The sequence below is a fragment of the Ruegeria sp. C5 genome (genome assembly GCF_056537605.1).
Map to the genome: position 1 here is coordinate 1,062,982 of NZ_JBQFRX010000001.1, position 18,114 is coordinate 1,081,095.

The 18,114-nt window shown below is 57.3% G+C and carries 18 protein-coding genes; 8 read left to right on the forward strand and 10 right to left on the reverse strand.

Translation table 11 applies throughout. The features are described from left to right. Window positions 1-55 precede the first annotated feature (55 nt). From ACR0AW_RS05385 to ACR0AW_RS05395, 3 genes are all read left to right on the forward strand, one after another. Window positions 56-946, forward strand: a complete 891-nt coding sequence (locus ACR0AW_RS05385; RefSeq protein ID WP_170733466.1) for an NAD(P)-dependent oxidoreductase — start codon at window positions 56-58, stop codon at window positions 944-946. 11 nt (window positions 947-957) lie between these two features. Beyond that, window positions 958-1,821 carry a sugar phosphate isomerase/epimerase family protein gene (locus ACR0AW_RS05390; protein WP_170733467.1) on the forward strand — a complete coding sequence of 288 codons (864 nt, stop codon included), beginning with the start codon at window positions 958-960 and terminating at the stop codon, window positions 1,819-1,821. Window positions 1,822-1,933: 112 nt separating this feature from the next. Then, entirely contained in the window at window positions 1,934-2,353 is a 420-nt protein-coding gene (locus ACR0AW_RS05395) for a secondary thiamine-phosphate synthase enzyme YjbQ (protein WP_170733468.1), read from the forward strand. 30 nt (window positions 2,354-2,383) lie between these two features. Here the strand turns inward: ACR0AW_RS05395 and ACR0AW_RS05400 are convergent, their stop codons facing one another. The 8 genes from ACR0AW_RS05400 to ACR0AW_RS05435 all read right to left on the reverse strand — a co-directional run bounded on the left by ACR0AW_RS05400 (window position 2,384) and on the right by ACR0AW_RS05435 (window position 11,338). After that, window positions 2,384-3,154, reverse strand: coding sequence for an SDR family oxidoreductase (locus ACR0AW_RS05400; RefSeq protein ID WP_170733469.1), 771 nt, complete (start codon window positions 3,152-3,154; stop codon window positions 2,384-2,386). After that, a complete protein-coding gene (locus tag ACR0AW_RS05405; RefSeq protein ID WP_170733470.1) occupies window positions 3,151-4,191 on the reverse strand; it encodes an alcohol dehydrogenase catalytic domain-containing protein in 1,041 nt (346 codons plus the stop codon). The genes ACR0AW_RS05400 and ACR0AW_RS05405 overlap by 4 nt, the downstream gene beginning before the upstream one ends. Continuing rightward, a complete protein-coding gene (locus ACR0AW_RS05410; RefSeq protein ID WP_170396135.1) occupies window positions 4,188-5,288 on the reverse strand; it encodes a mandelate racemase/muconate lactonizing enzyme family protein in 1,101 nt (366 codons plus the stop codon). The genes ACR0AW_RS05405 and ACR0AW_RS05410 overlap by 4 nt, the downstream gene beginning before the upstream one ends. Continuing rightward, complete coding sequence (locus ACR0AW_RS05415) at window positions 5,288-6,283, reverse strand: ABC transporter permease (RefSeq protein WP_170396133.1); 996 nt, start codon at window positions 6,281-6,283, stop codon at window positions 5,288-5,290. The genes ACR0AW_RS05410 and ACR0AW_RS05415 overlap by 1 nt, the downstream gene beginning before the upstream one ends. A gap of 3 nt (window positions 6,284-6,286) precedes the next feature. Next, on the reverse strand, window positions 6,287-7,264 hold the full coding sequence (locus ACR0AW_RS05420) for an ABC transporter permease (protein ID WP_170565646.1): 978 nt from the start codon (window positions 7,262-7,264) through the stop codon (window positions 6,287-6,289). Next, window positions 7,249-8,784: a sugar ABC transporter ATP-binding protein gene (locus tag ACR0AW_RS05425; RefSeq protein WP_480438723.1), complete on the reverse strand. Its 1,536-nt coding sequence runs from the start codon at window positions 8,782-8,784 to the stop codon at window positions 7,249-7,251. The genes ACR0AW_RS05420 and ACR0AW_RS05425 overlap by 16 nt, the downstream gene beginning before the upstream one ends. 67 nt (window positions 8,785-8,851) lie before the next feature. Continuing rightward, on the reverse strand, window positions 8,852-9,826 hold the full coding sequence (locus ACR0AW_RS05430; protein ID WP_170733471.1) for an ABC transporter substrate-binding protein: 975 nt from the start codon (window positions 9,824-9,826) through the stop codon (window positions 8,852-8,854). Between the two features lie 54 nt (window positions 9,827-9,880). Continuing rightward, window positions 9,881-11,338: an aldehyde dehydrogenase family protein gene (locus ACR0AW_RS05435; protein WP_480438858.1), complete on the reverse strand. Its 1,458-nt coding sequence runs from the start codon at window positions 11,336-11,338 to the stop codon at window positions 9,881-9,883. 247 nt (window positions 11,339-11,585) lie between these two features. Here ACR0AW_RS05435 and ACR0AW_RS05440 point away from each other — a divergent pair, with 247 nt between their 5' ends. Together ACR0AW_RS05440 and ACR0AW_RS05445 are read left to right on the forward strand one after the other, a co-directional pair. Continuing rightward, window positions 11,586-12,614 carry a LacI family DNA-binding transcriptional regulator gene (locus ACR0AW_RS05440; protein WP_170396944.1) on the forward strand — a complete coding sequence of 343 codons (1,029 nt, stop codon included), beginning with the start codon at window positions 11,586-11,588 and terminating at the stop codon, window positions 12,612-12,614. Window positions 12,615-12,624: 10 nt separating this feature from the next. After that, entirely contained in the window at window positions 12,625-14,262 is a 1,638-nt protein-coding gene (locus ACR0AW_RS05445; protein ID WP_170733472.1) for a GMC family oxidoreductase N-terminal domain-containing protein, read from the forward strand. 140 nt (window positions 14,263-14,402) lie between these two features. Here ACR0AW_RS05445 and ACR0AW_RS05450 read toward each other — a convergent pair whose 3' ends face one another. Next, window positions 14,403-14,714 (reverse strand): cupin domain-containing protein, encoded by a 312-nt coding sequence (locus tag ACR0AW_RS05450; RefSeq protein WP_170396125.1) that lies wholly within the window; start codon window positions 14,712-14,714, stop codon window positions 14,403-14,405. Window positions 14,715-14,749: 35 nt separating this feature from the next. Then, window positions 14,750-15,430 carry a GntR family transcriptional regulator gene (locus ACR0AW_RS05455; protein WP_170733473.1) on the reverse strand — a complete coding sequence of 227 codons (681 nt, stop codon included), beginning with the start codon at window positions 15,428-15,430 and terminating at the stop codon, window positions 14,750-14,752. Window positions 15,431-15,690: 260 nt separating this feature from the next. On the opposite strand from ACR0AW_RS05455, the gene ACR0AW_RS05460 reads away from it, so the two are divergent. From ACR0AW_RS05460 to ACR0AW_RS05470, 3 genes are all read left to right on the forward strand, one after another. Further along, window positions 15,691-16,476 carry an SDR family NAD(P)-dependent oxidoreductase gene (locus tag ACR0AW_RS05460; protein ID WP_480438726.1) on the forward strand — a complete coding sequence of 262 codons (786 nt, stop codon included), beginning with the start codon at window positions 15,691-15,693 and terminating at the stop codon, window positions 16,474-16,476. A 51-nt stretch (window positions 16,477-16,527) separates the two neighbouring features. Further along, window positions 16,528-17,511, forward strand: a complete 984-nt coding sequence (locus ACR0AW_RS05465; protein WP_170512686.1) for a TRAP transporter substrate-binding protein — start codon at window positions 16,528-16,530, stop codon at window positions 17,509-17,511. Window positions 17,512-17,586: 75 nt separating this feature from the next. Next, window positions 17,587-18,114 (forward strand): TRAP transporter small permease, encoded by a 528-nt coding sequence (locus ACR0AW_RS05470; protein ID WP_170511735.1) that lies wholly within the window; start codon window positions 17,587-17,589, stop codon window positions 18,112-18,114.

The following is an 18,114-nucleotide window of genomic DNA, read 5'->3' on the forward strand; positions in this document are numbered from 1 at the left end:
TCATTTTTCGAAACGCCTGCCATACGGCAACGGCGAAATATCGGGAGGAGCCCAAATGAATACTGCAGGCGTAATAGGTCTTGGCGACATGGGCAGCGGCCTTGCCAAGAACCTGATCAAGAATGGCTTTGAAACATCTGGTTTCGACCTGAGCGAGACGCGCATGACGGCATTTGCTGACATGGGCGGCCGACCCAAGGACAGCGTGGGACAGGTCGGTCGACACGCCGCCAGTGTGTTTGTCATGGTGATGAACGGAGATCAGGCCCGCGATGTCATTCTGGGTGAAAACGGGCTGGTTGCGAACATGGCCAAAGGCGGAACGGTCATCCTGTCGGCGACCATTACCCCGACCGAAGCCCGCGCCATCGGGCAGGATATGGAAGGCTCGGGCATACATCTGATCGACACGCCGGTCTCAGGTGGGTTTCCCGGCGCGCAGAACGGCACATTGACGATGATGGCTGCCGGTGCTGCGGATGTGCTGGACCGAAACGCCGAAGTCATGCAGGCAGTGTCTGCAACAATTCATCGAGTCGGAGAAAACGCTGGCGACGGGCAAACCGTGAAAGCCTGCCTGCAATCTCTGATCGGATCGATCTTTTCCGCCACATTCGAGGCTGCGGCCCTGGCGGCCAAAGCCGGTGTCAGCGGTCAGGCATTGCTTGATGTTTTCTCCTCATCCAGCGCGGGGTGCGGCGTCGTGAATTCCGCCCTTGAAAACATCATTGATCGCAAGTTCGAGGCCACCGGCAGCCATATCGCAACCATGCATAAGGACCTGACGATCTCGCTGGCACTCGCCGGTGCATTGGGCGTTCCCATGCACACAGCGTCATCCGCAATGCAGATCTTTCACGCAGGAAAAACTAAATACCCGAATGGCGACAACTGGGTGTGTACTCGCGTCATCGAAGAGATCGTTGGCGCAGAATTGCATCGCTGAGGGGACCGGACATGAAATTGGGTGTAATTTGCGACGGCATTTCCCGCGATCTGCGGCATGCCGTGGACGTGATGGACGAGTTCAGCCTGGACTATGCAGAGCTTCAATTCGTTGGCGATGCGGAGGTCGGGGATCATTCCCCGCAGCAAATTGCCGAGATCGACGCGCTTTTGCGCGACCGGGGCAAGCCTGTGTCATGTCTGTCGCGCCATATCTTTGCGGGGATGACAGCTGCCAATAGGCCCGGCGACGACCTCCACACTCGGCATATGGACGCCTTGAAACGCGTAATCGACATGGCGCATGTTGTTGGGTCTCCGCTGGTTCGGATCATGACGCAACGAAAAGAGCAGATACTGTGGGGAAAAAACGGCGCCGAGAAGTGGAACGTAGCGCATGGGGTATGGGACTCGATGCCACCGCTGATCGCGCCGGCGGTTGAACTGGCAAGAGCTGAGGGCGTGACGCTTGTCGTGGAAACCGGAAACGGCACGCTGGTCAATTCCAACTATACAGCCCGAAAGCTGATTGACGAGTTGGACGCCAAAGACTCTTTGAAAGTGCTGTGGGACCCCGGAAACAACTGCTGGTGCCATGAACTGGCATACCCGGACGGTTATGAAGAACTGCGCGGCGGCTATCTGGGTCACATTCATATCAAGGACGTAAAGGTCGACACGCCGCGGGCAACACTGGAAGTGCGCCGCATGGGGGAAGGTCAGCTTGCGCCATTGTTCCAACCCATCGCGGACGCACTCAGATCCGACGGCTATGATGGCGTCATTTCTTTCGAAAGCGTTTATCACCCCGGCAACGGGAATTTCGAAGATGGTTTTCGTCTGTGTGTGGACAGGTTCAAAAGCCTGTTTGCATGAACGTGCAGTCAATATGCGTTCAAAATCAAAAGTTTGATCCCCATTGCTGAATGCCAAATGGGGTGTAGAAAGCTGGGCGCGTTCGCGTGAAATCAAGGAAAGGGCCTGCTGGATGAAGCAAGAGTTTTTTGACCTGTCCATTGAAACGCCGGGCAAATCCCTCATAGACATCAGCGGGATCGTGCAGCGTGCGGTGTCCGAACACGAATTTGTCTCGGGCCTGTTGACCCTTTGGTGCGTCCACACCGGTGCCGCGCTATTGGTGCAGGCCAATGCCGATCCCGATGTGCTCAAGGATATCGAGACGTTCTTCGAGAAACTCGTACCCAAGTCACCAGTCAAGTATCACCACCGCCCGACCGAGGACGACAACGCTCCATCGCATCTGCGGGCGCTGTTGACGCAAACTCAGGTATCGATCCCGGTCGAACAGGGGCAGCTTCCGCTGGGTCGCGTACAAAGCCTATACCTGTTCGAACATCGGGAAGCACCCAAGGCACGCCGATTGAAGGTGCACTACATCGGGACGTGATGCCTTGGATCACATGGAGCGTTCGCAGTGCTAACGCCCCATCCAGCCCCCGTCGACTACAAGGATTTCACCGTTGACGAAGTCCGACGCAGCGGAGGCCAGAAAGACCACCGGTCCAGCAAAATCAACAGGCGTACCCCAACGGCCTTGGGGTGTTCGTTCCAGGATCGACTTCGACCGGACCGGATCATCCCGCAGGGCTTGGGTGTTGTCGGTCGCGATGTAGCCAGGCGCGATCGCATTCACGTTTACGCCCTGCCCGGCCCATTCGTTGGCCAAGGCTTTGGTCAGCTGTCCAATCCCGCCTTTCGAGGCCGCATAGCCCGGAACGGTGATGCCACCCTGAAATGTCAGCAGCGATGCAGTGAAGATGATCTTCCCCGAGCCGCGCGCCAGCATGTCCTTGCCGATCTCGCGTGACAGAACGAACTGCGAGGACAGGTTCACCTCCATCACTTCGTCCCACCAGTCGTCCGGGTGTTCGGCGGCGGGTTTGCGTTTGATCGTGCCGGCATTGTTGACAAGTATATCAGGGGCTTGTCCGTCGGCCCTCAACTGATCAATGAACCCATGCAGCGCGGCGCGATCCGAGAAGTCGCATTGGTAGGCCCGGAAATTGCGTCCCATCGCCGTCACGGCTTTTTCGACATCCGAGCCAGACAGCTCGAGCGAGGCGGACACTCCGATGATATTGGCTCCGGCCGATGCCAATGCTTCGGCCATACCGCGCCCGATACCGCGTTTGCACCCGGTCACAAGGGCCGTCTTTCCCGTCAGGTCGAAACTTTGCAAAACACTCATGAACGCGGTCCTACTTCGATCAGGCTTTTCATTGCGTTTGGGCTGCGATCCAGTGCTTCGAACGCGGCCTGGATGTCTGCCAGAGGGCTGACGTCCGTGATCACAACATCCGCGTCCACTCCGCCCGAGGCGACAACTGCAATGGCTTTCTCGTAATCCTCTGGCTCATAGACCCGAGCACCGATCAGTTGCAGCTCTCGCCAGAAGAACTGGAACAGGTCGATCTGGGGCTTTTGAGCATGGATCGCGACCATTACGATCCGGGCCCGAGTCGCTGCAACAGCGGTCATCGCATCAACACCGGGCTGCGTTCCCGACACTTCGAAAACTACATCTGCCCCTTTGTCGCCCGTGCGCGCGTTGATTGTGGACGCCAGATCGGTTTCGATTGGGTTGATCGTGTCAAAGCCAAGTTTTTCAGCTATCGCAAGACGGTTCGGATTCACTTCGGAAATTACGACATTTCCACCCGCGTCCCGCGCAACCATGGCAACCAGGATGCCAATCGGGCCGCCGCCGATAACGACAACGTCCTCTCCAGGTTGCAGGTCAGACAGCCGCACATCGTGGCAGGCAACGGCAACCGGCTCGATCAGCGCCGCATGATCCATGCGCAAGTCATCCGGCAGAACGTGCAACGTGTGGGCCGGAACAGTCCAGATCTCTTGCATAGCGCCATCGGTGTCGAGGCCGAGAAACTTGAGATTCTGACAGATATGCTGATGCCCCCGCTTGCAAGCTGGGCATTCTCCGCAGTGATCAAGCGGTCGGACAACGACCTTCTGGCCGGGTTCGACCGTATCGACGCCCTCGCCCACCGCTTCGACCACACCTGACATCTCATGCCCAATCACCCGGTTCAGGCCGACGCGGGCATCCATGTTGCCGTGGTAGACGTGCATATCCGTCCCGCAAATCCCACAATAGGCAACACGAATGGCAGCCTCGCCGGGACCCGGATCTGTCGCTTGGGCTTGCTCTACTGCAAAGCTCTTCTCACCTCTGTAGTATGCGGCAGTGATCGTCTGGGTCGTCATCTATGCATCTCCTTGTGTTCCGCATTCAATTTGTCCCAGTCGAATTCCACTCCGGTTCCCGGGGTATCCGGGGCCACGGCCAGACAGTCTTCGACAACTAGTGGACGGGTCGTGTACTGGTCTATCGGGAATGAGTGTACTTCTAGCCAGCCTGCGTTGGGTTGCGCAGAAACAAGGCTGACGTGCAGCTCCTGCATCCCATGACTGCAAACCGGAATGCCGTGCTGTGCGCTTAGCGCGGCCACGCGCAGCCAGCCGGTGATTCCACCGCAGTTTGAGGCATCGGGCTGGATAAAACTCAGTTTCGCGTCATCAAAGGCGTATTCAAATTCGTGTATGGTGTGCAGGTTTTCACCCATGGCAAGGGGAACGCCCGTCGCTTCGACAATTTGGCTATAACCTTTGTAGTCGTCTGGAATTGTCGGTTCCTCGAACCACAGGATATCGCAGTCGGCGAACCCTCTGGCAGCGACGATGGCCTGTTCGACACTCATAGAGTAATTCGCATCGACCATGAAGAACCGGTCCGGCCCCAGCATCTCGCGTACCGCCCGGGCACGTGCAAGATCGTCGGCCAGGTCTGGTTGACCGACCTTGATCTTGACTGCGTTGAACCCACGCGCAAGGTACCCTTCGGTCTGACGCAGCAGTTTCTCCAACGAGAAATTCAGGTCGATCCCGCCGGCATAGGCCTTGCACCGTTTGGACGCTCCACCGGCCATCTGCCACAATGGCGCATTCTGCGTTCTGCCGCGAATATCCCACAGTGCAATATCCACGGCCGAGATGGCAAACGAGGCGATCCCACCCCGTGCGACGTAGTGCACGTGCCACTGCATGGCATCGTACAGGCTTTCGATCTGTTCGGCGTCTTGTCCAACAAGGAACGGTGCCAGGTCATGCTGGATCATCGCTAAGATGGCATGACCACCCTTGCCCCCGGTGTAGGTATACCCGACCCCCTCGACCCCATCAGAGGTTTGAATGGTGACAGTGATCAATTGAAAAAACGTGTGATCCCCATGTTTGGCATCGACTAGGACTTCGGCGAGCGGAACGTTGAACAGCCGCGCTGATACACTTTCTATGCGATTCATTAACCTAAGACCTTCTGCTGCCTAGCAATAACCCGAGACTGTAAAAGGATGACCGCAAATAGAAAGCCTCCACGTATGACCATTTGCCAATAGGCACTGAAACTGATGGTGCCCTGACCGTTTTCAAAGTTTAGAACGTTGAAGACCAGCCCCAGCAACAGCGCTCCGGCGACCGTCGCAGGGATCGATCCCATCCCACCCGTCAACAAAGTACCGCCTACAACCACGGAAGCAATGGCTGACAATTCCCATCCGATGCCTTCAAGGGGTTGCCCAGCTCCAAAACCCGAGGCCAGAAAGACTCCGGCCAGCCCCGCACAGCCCCCCGACAGCAGGTAGACAAAAGCCTTGGCGCGATTGACCTTGAGACCCATGAGGTTCGAGGCATCCTCGCTGCCACCGATCGCCAAGACGGTCCGCCCGATGGTTGTTCTTTCCAGCACCAACCAAAGTGCCAGAGTCAGTCCGGCCACGATGACGATCGCCCATGGAAACATGCCAAACGCCTGCCCCATGCCAAGCTTGGTGAAGTTCGACCCCCAATCGACCGAAATTGTCTGGGCGCCCGAAATCACCAATGCGCCGCCTTTTGCGGCCAGCATGGTGGCCAGCGTGGCGATGAAGGGCGGGATCCGAAGGATGATTATGCAAAAGGCGTTGATCGCCCCGAAACCAACCCCGGCAAGAACGGCCCCCGGCAACGCAACCTGAATCCCATACGGGCTGAGATAGGCCGCAACAACCGAGGTAAAGGCCGCCACGGATCCGACCGACAGATCAATCCCGCCGGTCATGATCACAAAACACATGCCCAGCGCAATCGCGATGAACATCGCGTTGTAATTCAGGAAAGACGAGAAATTGTAGGCGCTGCCAAAGTTGTCATAGCGCATCAGCCCGAACAGAATCAAAGCCAGCAGTGCGATCCAAACCGTCACCGAGGCCGAATTACGTCGAAGGTATTTTCGCAGGTCAAAAGCCGTTTCATCCAACATCGATTAAGCCCTCCGAAACTGCTGGACCCAAACGGCCAGAATAATGATGACGGCTTTGGCGATCAGTGCAACTTCGTCCTCTACCCCGTTGGCCAACAATGTATATTTGACCAACTGGATGATGACGGCACCCAGTATGGCACCAAAGATCGGCGCTCGCCCGCCTTGCAAAAGAGCCCCGCCAACAACCGCGGCCGCGATGGCATCAAGCTCCATCAGATTGCCGTTGCGCGCGGCGTCCGAGGCCGAGTTGATTGCAACCACGATCAAACCGGCTAAGCCCGCAAGCACCGCGCAGATGACATAGGCCCCGATCTTGACCCGTCGGACGGGACCACCCGACAGATAGGCCGCGCGTTCATTGCCCCCAATGGCCAGCAGGTAACGGCCCCATGTGGTTCTGGTGATCACCCAAAACAGCACACAGGCAATGGCTAGCGCCAGCCAGCCCTGGAACGGCAAACCAAGCACTTTACCAGTTCCAAGATAACTGAATGAAGGGTTTGAAAACGTCTGCAGGTTCCCGTTCGTCAAGACTTGGGCAATACCGCGACCAGAGATGAAGAGAATGAGCGTCGCAACGATGGGCTGCACGTTCAACACGGCAACCATCACGCCGTTGAATACCCCGCATAGCGCCGCAATGAACAGCGGCAGGACAATGGCCAATGTGACGCCTAGCATCGGATTGGCAGCACCCAGATCCGACAGAAAGATCAGCGGAGCAAGCGCCCCCGCCAGCGCCATGACCGCCCCAACCGACAGATCGATCCCACCCGTGGCGATTACCAGCGTCATCCCCATGGCCACGATGGCGATCGTAGCGACCTGGCTGATATTTACGAACAGGGTTTGCAGTTGCAGGAAATTAGGTGTGAAAAACGCGTTGAACACTAATAGGGCGACCAACGCGGCGATGCCGCCGTGAAAGCGGAAGGGCATTGATGCGACCCGTTGCGGCAACTTCATTGCGCGGTCCATGAACCAGTTCCTTCTTCATGATGCGCGAGCGCGCGCACCAGTATGTTCTCGGTAACCCCGGGGTTGGTCAGTTCCTTGACCGAGCGTCCCTCGTGCATGACCACGATGCGATCGGCGCCTTCCACCAGCTCTTCGAATTCCGAACTGATGAGGACGACACCAAACCCCTTCTCGACATAAGACCGAATGAACGATTGGATCTCTCGCTTGGCGCCAACATCCACGCCTCGGGTCGGCTCGTCGAGTATCAGGATGTCGGGCTGCGTCGCCAGCCAACGGGCAAGCAGCACCTTCTGCTGGTTGCCGCCGGACAACTCGCGAATGGGCTGGTCCATATGCGCCGCCTTGATGCCCAGATCGTCGATGAACGCCTGAACGATTTCGCGCTCGCGGGCAAAGTCGATCTGACCACGGCTGGCCAGTTTCGGCAGCAGGGCCAGCGTCATGTTCTCGCGCACGGACATTTCTGGAATGATTCCTTCGGCCTTGCGATCTTCGGTCAGAAAGCCGACGCCGTTCGCGATCGCGTCACCCGGTCCGGACGGTTGACCGACCGTGCCATGCAACTCGATTGCGCCGCTGCGTTTCCCGTCCACTCCGAACAAAGCGCGCGCCGCCTCGGTCCGGCCAGAGCCCAGCAATCCGCCCAACCCGACGATTTCCCCGCGGTGGAGAGTGAGGTCGAAATGCGTCAGCCGCGGGCCTGTTGAAACAGAGTCCGCCCGCAAAACGATATCGCCTTTCTTGGCCTTGGCACCGGCGAAGTCCGTCAAACCATCTGCCGCGATCTCATCCTTGTTGCGGCCCAGCATGTCCGCGATCATTTCCAGTTTGGTCGTGTCCTGGACGTTACGCGTGCTGACGGTGCGCCCATCTCGCATCGTTGTGACTCGATCGCATATTTGGAACAGCTCATCGAGGAAATGCGAAACATAAAGAACAGACACGCCCTGTTTCTTCAACTCGCGCACAACACCGAACAGCACCTCGACTTCGCTGGCATCCAGCGACGACGTGGGTTCGTCCATGATGACAAGTTTCGCATCCAGCGATACAGCCCGCGCAATTGCAACCAACTGCTGGATCGCTGTCGAGAAATTTCCTAACGGCTCGGTCACGTCGATATCTATGCCAAAGCGCGTAAGCACCTCGCGTGCGCGCCTGTTGCCCTCGCGCCAGTCGACCAGAAAGCCGAGACGTTTGGGCTCGTACCCCATGATGATGTTTTCAGTCACTGACCGCAGCGGTACCAGGTTGAGCTCTTGATAGATGGTGGCAATTCCGGATTCCTGCGCTTCGCGTGGAGCGGAGATGCGGCTTGGCACACCCGCCAGATGAACGTCGCCGGCATCCCGATCGTAAACTCCGGTCAGAACTTTGATCATCGTCGATTTGCCCGCACCGTTCTGGCCGATCAGCGCATGAACCTCGCCGGGCGCGATTTCCAGGTTGGCCTGGCTCAGTGCCGGTACGCCGGCAAACGACTTTTCAATTCCCGACATCGAGACGAGCGCATTCATGAGATGTCTTCCTCCGATTGCTTGCAGGCGGCGCCGACCACAGGCCAGCACCACCCACCAGGGAGAATCAATAGGCTTCGTCGATGTGATCGGCCGCATTGTCCTTGGTAAAGATGCGATCTTCGACTTTCACCCATTCCGGGATCGCCTCGCCAGCCGCGTATTTATTCATGACTTCACAAGCCAGAGGGCCGAAGAAGGGTGAGCTTTCCACCGTCACCCCCATCTTGCCATCGATAATAGCCTGAAGTGCATCGCGTGTCCCGTCGATCGAAACGATGGTCACGTCCTCGCCGGGCTTGCGGCCGGCCAGTTCCAGAGCCTGGATCGCACCGATCGCCATCTCGTCATTGTGGGCGTAGACCACGTTCACATCGGGGTGCGCCTGCAGCAGGGTTTCCATCACCTGACGACCCAGGTCGCGCGCAAAGTCACCGGTCTGAGAAGCCACGATCTCAAAGCGGTCATCCGCTGCAATCGCGTCGTCGAAACCTTTTTTGCGGTCATTTGCAGGTGAAGAACCAGTCGTGCCTTCCAACTGGACGATGACGCCATTGTCGCCGTCGAAATTCTCCATCAGCCACTGTGCGGCCCGGTTGCCCTGATCAATGAAGTCCGATCCCAGGAATGCTACGAAATGCTCGCCTGGCTTGGCGACGGCCGGATCAACCGAGCGGTCCACGAGAAAAGTGGGAATGCCGGCGGCGCGTGCTTTCATAACGGCTGGGATCAACGGCTTTTCTTCCCGCGGGGGCAGAAACAGAACGTCGATGCCTTGGGCGATCATGCTGTCCACATCCGCAACCTGCTTGGCCGCAGATCCGGCCGCATCCGTCGCGATAAGGTCCCAGCCACAGGCCTCGGCCGTATCATGGAACGATTTTGTCTCGGCAATGCGCCACGGATTGTTCGACTCCATCTGCGCAAAGCCGACCTTGTAGCGATCCTTCTGCTCAAGCGGTGGCAGATCCTGCGCGATCACCGTGGTGCCCAACAGCGCACCTGCGACAACCGTCGAGATCAAAAGAGTTCTGCGTTTCATGGTTATTCCTCCTCCATTGGTGCGGTCGCCTCCGTTTTGACCGCGAGTTTTAGGTCATGCCCAATTCATGTAAGTCGTCTGTTTCCTCAGATAGCCATCGAAGCCATACGCGCCGTCTTCGCCCCCAACCCCGGACAAACCCCAACCGGTGTGAAATCCCTGTACGGCCTCACCATTGGAGCGGTTCAGGTACAATTCGCCGAACTTCAAACGGCTCGGGGCCTCCATCAATCGCCGGTGCGATGCCGTAAAGAGATAGGCAGACAGCCCGAATGATGTGTCATTCGCTACGTCTATCGCCTGATCAAAATCTTCGACTCGCATGGCTGTCGCCACAGGGCCAAATACCTCCTCTTGCATCGCGGCATTGCCGTTGTCGGAGACCTCGAGAACCGTCGGGGACATCCAGTGTCCTTTGCGGTGCGCGCTGTCCAACAGGGGCCCGCCTTCCAGATGGACCGTGGCACCTTCCGTGATGCTGCGCTTGATGATTTCGTCGACCTTGGACACCTCGGCCTTGCTTACTTTGGGACCCAGATCGCAGTCCTCCATCGGATCCCCGATCGACAAAGCGCAGGCCGCAGACACGAATTTTTCAAGAAATTGATCCGCAATGCCGCGATGTAGATACATACGCTCGTTGCAGGTGCAAATCTGGCCGCAATTGGCAAACCGGGCGGCGATGGCGGCCGAAACAGCAGCGTCAATATCCGCATCCTCCATCACGATGAACGGAGCCTTGCCGCCAAGCTCGAGCCGGACAACCTTGATCCGGTCGGCCGCGGCGCGAAAAATCTCTTTGCCGGCGCGCGTACTGCCGGTCATTGTGATCAGTGAGGTATCGGGGTGTTCGACCAACCGCTGCCCTACCACCGGCCCCTTGCCTGTCAGAACATTCAGAACACCGGGCGGAAACCCGACCTTTTCGGCAAGCTCGGCGATCGCGAGACCGGACAGCGGCGTGATTTCGTGCCCCAACAGAACAACAGTGTTGCCCGCGACCAGCGCAGGCCCGACTTTCCTGGCGGCCAATGCCAACGGATAGTTCCAGGCCGTCAACGCAACAACAACGCCATAAGGATGACGCCGGATCTGGATTTCCTCGGACTTGTTGTCCGAAGCCACTATGTCACCCGAAATCCTCCGGGCCTCTTCAGCCGCATGGCAAAGAAAGGTAACAGCAGCATCAACTTCACTTCGGGCCTGCGTGATCGGCTTGCCCTGCTCGACCGTGATCAAGGCTGCCAGACGCCCGGCGTCAATCCGGATGGCTTCGGCCAACCGCTGAACCAGTCGCGCCCGCTCGATCGCCGGGCGCGAGGACCACGAGCCAAAAGCACGATGGGCCGCCTCGACGGCCGCATCCGCATGAGCGGCACCGCCATCTGGAACTTGCGCAACGATCTCTTCATTTGCAGGGTTCTCGACACCAACCGTGTCCGCGTCAGAGTCGGTAAAGCGGCCATCGATGAACATCGAATGCCGAACCACCTGACCCAACTCCCCCACCACAGACCGCAATTTCGCCTCCCGCGTTTGCTCGGTCAGACCACATTGGCGACCGCACTGCCGATCAAAACACTAATAATATTATTTCGTCAACACTAATATTAATTACTATTCACTAATATTAGTTGCGTGTCCTCCTCATAGTCGATAAAAAGGAAGCGAACAAAAAGGTTGAGCGATGAACGATCAAGCGAACGAGACCGGGCAGCACAGGGGCGTGGGACGAGTCGCGGGCCGGCAGCGCATAACGATGCATGATATTGCACGCGTCGCCGGGTGCTCACAGACGACAGTATCGCTGGTTCTAAACAAGAACGATTCCGTCAAAATCTCCGAGGACACAAAGCAAAGAGTCCTGGACGCCGCCAACACGCTTGGATACGCCATGCCCTCTCAACTCAGGAAACCCCAGGACAGCGCGCCTCGGCCCTCGGCGTTAGACGGCACCATCGCTTTTGTCGTGGACGATCTGGCGTCGAGCCCCGAAATGGTAAACGCGTTTAATGGCGTGAAACAGGCCGTTCGGGACACGGGAAATCTTGTATTGCTGGCAGAAACCCAAAACGACCCCGAGGTCGAACCCAGAACGCTTAGGTATTTCCTCGACCAACAGGTTGCGGGCATCATTTACGCAACTGTTTTCACCCGGCGGGTGGTCGTTCCGGAAATACTCAGGCAGACCGCAACCCCGGTTCTGCTGCTGAACTGCTTTTGCGACGACCTCTCTTTTCCTGCGGTGATCCCCGGCGAAGTCGCTGCTGGACATACGGCGACCAACGCCCTGATCAAAGCGGGGCACAAACGAATCGCCACCATCACCGGCGAGCCGTTCATGGAATGCGCCGCAGGGCGAACGACCGGGTACAGAAACGCCCTTGCTTCCGCCGACATCCCATTTGACGAGGATTTGGTCATCGAGGGCAACTGGCTGCCCAGCGCAGGCTATGCTGCCACGCGCGAATTGATGGACCTGCCCTCTCCGCCAACCGCCATTTTCTGTCAGAATGATCGAATGGCAATCGGCTGCTATGAGGCGCTCAAGGAACTTGGCCTATCCATCCCCGAGGACATCTCGGTCATCGGATTCGACGATGACGAAACCGCGCGACACCTGTCGCCCCCCCTGACCTCGATGATCCTTCCAACTAGGGCGATGGGACGCTGGGTCATCGAACAGTTGTTCCACGGTCCGACGGATGGTCAGCGACACCCTCTCGTGAAGCTTGAATGCGAACTGGTGGAGCGCGACTCGATCAGCGAACCCAAACGCCGGGCCTGAAGGCGAACTCATGACGGAAACCTTCGATCATATCGTCATCGGCGGCGGCTCTGCCGGCGCAGCCGCTGCAGCGCGACTGGTCAACCAGGGCAAGTGCAGGGTTCTGGTGCTGGAGGCCGGGCATTCGCACCGCCATCCGTTGCTGGACATGCCGCCGGGTATCTTCAAGATGATCAACGGGTCCAAGTTCATGACCTACCACCAGACCGAACCGCAGGACCACCTGGACGGTCGCGTGCATGACATTCCGCAGGCCAACGTGCTGGGTGGCGGGTCGTCTGTGAATGCCCAGGTCTATATGCGTGGCCGCCATTCTGATTATGACGCGTGGGACGACCTGCTCCGACAGACCAACGACAGAGTCGGCTGGGGATGGGATGACGTGCTGCCCTACTTCCGTAGAATGGAAGACAATAACAGGCTTCACAATGACCTGCATGGCAGCAACGGTCCGGTGCAGGTCTCGGATCCGGGGCATATCGACGACATGTCACGTTGGTTCGTTCAGTCGGTGCAGGCCCTTGGCGAACCATTCAACACGGACTTCAACGGCGCAACGCAGCGCGGTGTCGGGTTCTATCAGTTCACCAATCGCGCCGGTAAGCGCAGTTCGTCGGCCTATGCTTTTCTCGCCCCTCTCGAGACGAACCCGAACTTGACCATCCAGCTTGGCGCAACGGTCAACAAAGTCATCATCGAAAACGATAAGGCCGTCGGCGTGCAGTATCGAGACAAACGCGGAGCCCACACGGTCCGGTGCGATGGTGAAGTTGTCGTTGCGGCGGGCGCTCTGGTGACGCCAAAAATCCTAATGCTATCAGGCATCGGACCTGATGCACATCTTGCCGATCACGGTATTCCCGTGATCTGCCCATTGCCTGGGGTTGGCCAGAACCTGATCGACCACCCCGAAGTTCCAATTACCGCCTTTGCCAACGGTCCCTACGGATACTTCAAACAAGGTGAGGGCTGGCGGATGCTTCGCAACGGCATCCAGTTCAAACTGTTCGGCAGCGGACCGGTGACTTCCGCCGGAGTCGAAGCCGGCGCGTTTGTCAATCCGTCGATTCCTGATGGAGAACCGACCATTCAAGCTTTTTGCGTGCCAATTGTTTATCTGGATCGCGACGCTCTGGACGAGGTGCAGGATGACTTTGGCCTGACCGTTACGACCGTCGTGGTAAAACCGAAATCACGCGGAGAGGTCCGGCTTCGCTCGGCCGATCCTCACGCCATGCCAGTGGTCTCGCCAAACCTTCTGAAGCATGAAGACGACATGCAAGAGATGATCCGGGGGCAGCGGTTCTTTCGCCGGGCATTCACGTCGGGCCCGCTTGCTCAAAGGGTTCGCGAAATCGTCATTCCCACAGCGGACGACGACCAGACGCTACGAGCACATTGCAAGCGATTCGTAAAAACCAACTATCACCCGGCGGGCACTGCCAAAATGGGCCGGGACGGCGACGGAATGGCCGTGCTGGACGCCAGGATGCGCGTGCGCGGAATCGAGAGCTTGCGGGTGTGCGACATGTCAGCCGTGCCCGACATCAACGCCGGCAATACAAACGCACCTGCCATGATGCTGGGCGAACGATGCGCCGACCTGATCCTCGGCATCGGATCAGCCCGCGAGATACGCAATTCCTAACCTGAGCTGCGGCGTCGCCCGTCATTGATCCTATTTCTAACGCAGAATATGGCGTCGCCCTGCCCGACCCACCGAAAATAGACTACCCTGCCTCAATGCGCAGAACGTGGCCAAAGGTCATGGCGCGGACGGAAAACGCCTTACAGAAAATCGTCCCGCCTGGGCGTGAAGCAGTCGATCAACTCTCCGGCAGCCAGGCAAACACAACCATGGCTTACACCGGACGGAATAATCAGGCTGTCACCGGGTTCCAACGCTCGCTCCTGATCTCCGATGACAAAGTTGAACCGCCCGGACCGCACAAATGTCGACTGCACATGCGGATGGTCGTGCAACACGCCTTCGGCACCTTCTTCAAACCGGAATGAAACCATCATGAGGTCTTCATTATCCGCCAAAACCTGGCGCGTGACACCTGAGGCAGGTGATACAATCGGATAGCTCTTGGTCATAATGCGAGGTCCTTATTCAGTTGGCGGCGTTCAATTTATTCGAAATACTCGGCATGTTTCGAGTGAACCTCCTCGATGGTCTTGTCGATGCGGCCCAAATGACGGCGTATCGTCTCGGTTGCAGTCGCCTCGTCGCGGTCTGCTAGCGCTTTTGCCAGCTCAACATGATCCCGAACCAGAATGTCGGCCTCGCTCTCGCGCCCTAGGCTCAAAACGCACAGGCGATCGATCTTTCTTTTGCATTCCTGAATCGTATTGAAGGCCAGTGGGTTGCCGCTCAACTCACAAATCAGCCGGTGAAAGTCGTAGTCGAGCTGATGGAACTTTTCGGCTTCGTTCCTTGAAACGACGTCTTTCTGCTGCTTGAGATTGCCCCCCAGCAGCTTCGAATATTCGGGCTTCCAGTTCCGACATGCAGCGCGCACCACTTCCAACTCGACCGAGAGGCGAACAAAGCGCGCATGACCGATCCGTTCCATGGAAAAACTACGTACCCGCGTGGCTTTCTGTGGTCGGATCAGCAGCAAATCCTGCGCCTCAAGCCTGTTGAAAGCATCGCGGACCGGCTGCCTCGACACTTCGAACTTTTTTGCAATATCTGCTTCGGACAGTTTTGTTCCCGGCAGAATTTCCAGTGAAACGATCGCCTCGTACAAACTCTCATATACGATGTCAGTGGTTGTGCGCCGCTCGATTTTATCCGTAATACTTTGCATTTCCTGCCTTTTTCTGCGCGTGACCAACACCGGCGGCATTCTGGGCCACTAGGCCTCTCCCTCCGATACTCCTCAATGTATCTCCAGCCAATCCATTTAGCACGGGCCGTGCGAAGCCTTTTGTGGCTCCCAAACAAATTTGTTGACAATACTAGTATCCTAGTCGACTACAATAGGCAACACGGCTGAATGCTCGTTAAGGCTCAAAGACCAAAACGGGCGCACTGACTGGATGACCGGGGAGCCAAGGGGGCAAGAAAATGACCGAATTGAACGCTGAACAGATTGGCCCGAACATGGAACTGGCAGGGAAGGTTGCGATCGTAACCGGCGGCGGACGGGACATTGGCCGCGCCTGCGTCATGAAACTGGCCAAGGCTGGAGCGTCGATCGCGATCAACTATCACAGCTCATCTTCGGGTGCGGAATCGGCGGTTCAGGAAATAACGGCTGCCGGAGGTAAGGCGATTGCCATACAGGGCGACATGACCTCCGGTGCAGATGTGGAAAGGCTGATCTCGGAGACTATCGCGACATTCGGACCTCGGATCGACATTCTTGCCCACGTGACCGGCGGATTGCTGGCCCGGAAGACCCTGTCTGAGATGGATATGGAACATTGGTGCCATGTCATGGACCTGAACACCACTTCTTTTGCTCGCACTGTTCAGGCCGTGTTGCCGCATATGAAAAAAGGCGGCGCGATCGTCGGGTTTGCGAGTCAGGCGGGGCGTGACGGGGGTGGCCCAGGCGCGGTCGCCTATGCGGCCTCGAAGGGTGCGGTCATGACGATGACGCGTGGATTGGCCAAAGAACTGGGGCCGGACATCCGGGTAAATTCGGTTTGCCCGGGCATGATCGACACCGATTTTCACAATGTCTTCACAAAAAGCGAAGTGCGGACCAACGTGGCCGGCGCCACGCCGCTTAAACGCGAAGGCACATCTGAAGATGTCGCCAATCTGGTCGCCTATCTGGCCTCAGACGCCGCTGCTTTCATTACGGGCGCGAACATCGACATCAACGGAGGCCTGCTCTTTTCATAACCGGCCTTCGCCGGGCATCGAGTCAACTGTCTGTTTTCTAGGGAGGAAATTATGAATATCAAACTGACTAAAACGCTGATGAGTGCCGCGACCGTGGTCGCAATTACCGGGAGCGCATCCTTCGCAGAGGATTGGCGCGGGTGGAATATCCACGTGGATGGTTACCCAAACACCATCGCGATGGACAAATTCGCAGAACTCGTTACGGAAAAAACTGGCGGTGAAATCAGCCTTCAAATGTTCCATGGGGGCACGCTGGGCAGTCAGCCCGACGCGGTTGAACAGGTCCGCGCAGGCGCATTGGAAGTCGGCAACTTTAACCTGGGCCCAATTGGCCCGATTGTCGCCGAGGCCAATGTTGTATCGTTGCCCTTTATATTCAAAGACGTCCCGCACATGTTCCGCGTCTTGGACAGTGAGGGTGGCGAGGCAATTGCGGCGGGCATGGCAGCCAAAGGCTTGACACCTCTTGCGTGGTATGACGCTGGCGCTCGCTCCTTCTACAACGGAACAAAGGCAATCAACGCACCTGCCGATGTTGAGGGAATGAAAGTTCGGGTCATGAATAATGACCTCTTTACAGGCATGATTTCTGAGCTTGGTGGCAACCCATCGCCAATGGCGTTTGCCGAAGTTTATCAGGCGCTGAAAACCGGTGTCGTCGATGGTGCCGAAAACAACTGGCCATCATACGAGTCAACTGGCCACTTCGAAGTTGCAGGTTTCTATTCGCTGTCTCAGCACCTGATAATACCCGAATGTATCTGCATTAATACCGACACGTTCAACGCACTGTCACCTGAGATGCAGGCCGCGGTTCGAGAGGCAGCTCAGGAATCTGCAAAACTTCAGCGGCAATTGTGGGCCGAGCGCGAAGCAGCCAGCCGTACAGCCGTCGAAGAAGCTGGTGTGGTCGTGAATGAAGTGGCAGACAAAGCCCCGTTCCAAGCGGCTATGGGCCCGGTTTACGAAGCCTACTTTGCTACGAACCCCGATTTACGCCCGCTTGTCGAGACTATCCAGGCGACGGACTGATTTAGCTACATTGGGTCTGATATTGTCCGGTCCCGCACATGCGGGTCCGGACGCCTGATCAAGAGTTGTGAGCCAATGAGTTATACTTCCCTGCCCCCGACATCTGTGCGCAAGATGATCCAGATCCTGGATTGGATCGCCGACGTGTGCCGGGTTTTGACCGGTGTCGCACTGGTTGTCATCACGGTCATATTCGGATGGCTAGTATTTGGTCGCTATGTTCTGAATGCGACGCCGACCTGGGTCGAGCAAGTCGCCTTGCTTCTCGTCATGACAATTGCGTTTCTCGGTGCGGCAGTAGGTGTACACGATAACACGCACTTGTCCGTGTCTCTCGTGCGTTCTGCGGTTCCTCCACGTGTGAGGACCATTTTGGTTATCTGCACAGACGTGCTTATGGCTGGGTTCGGCGCCTTGATGCTGTGGTTCGGAGCTCGACTTACGATCTTTAAGTGGGGATCGCTAATCCCATTGATTCAAGTCCCCGAAGGCTTGCGTTCATTGCCTCTCACGATTGGCGGAGGACTCATATTACTCTTTTCCGTTGGTCATCTAATCCGCCTCTATGTCGGTTTTGACGAGCGCAATGACAGCATAGAATAG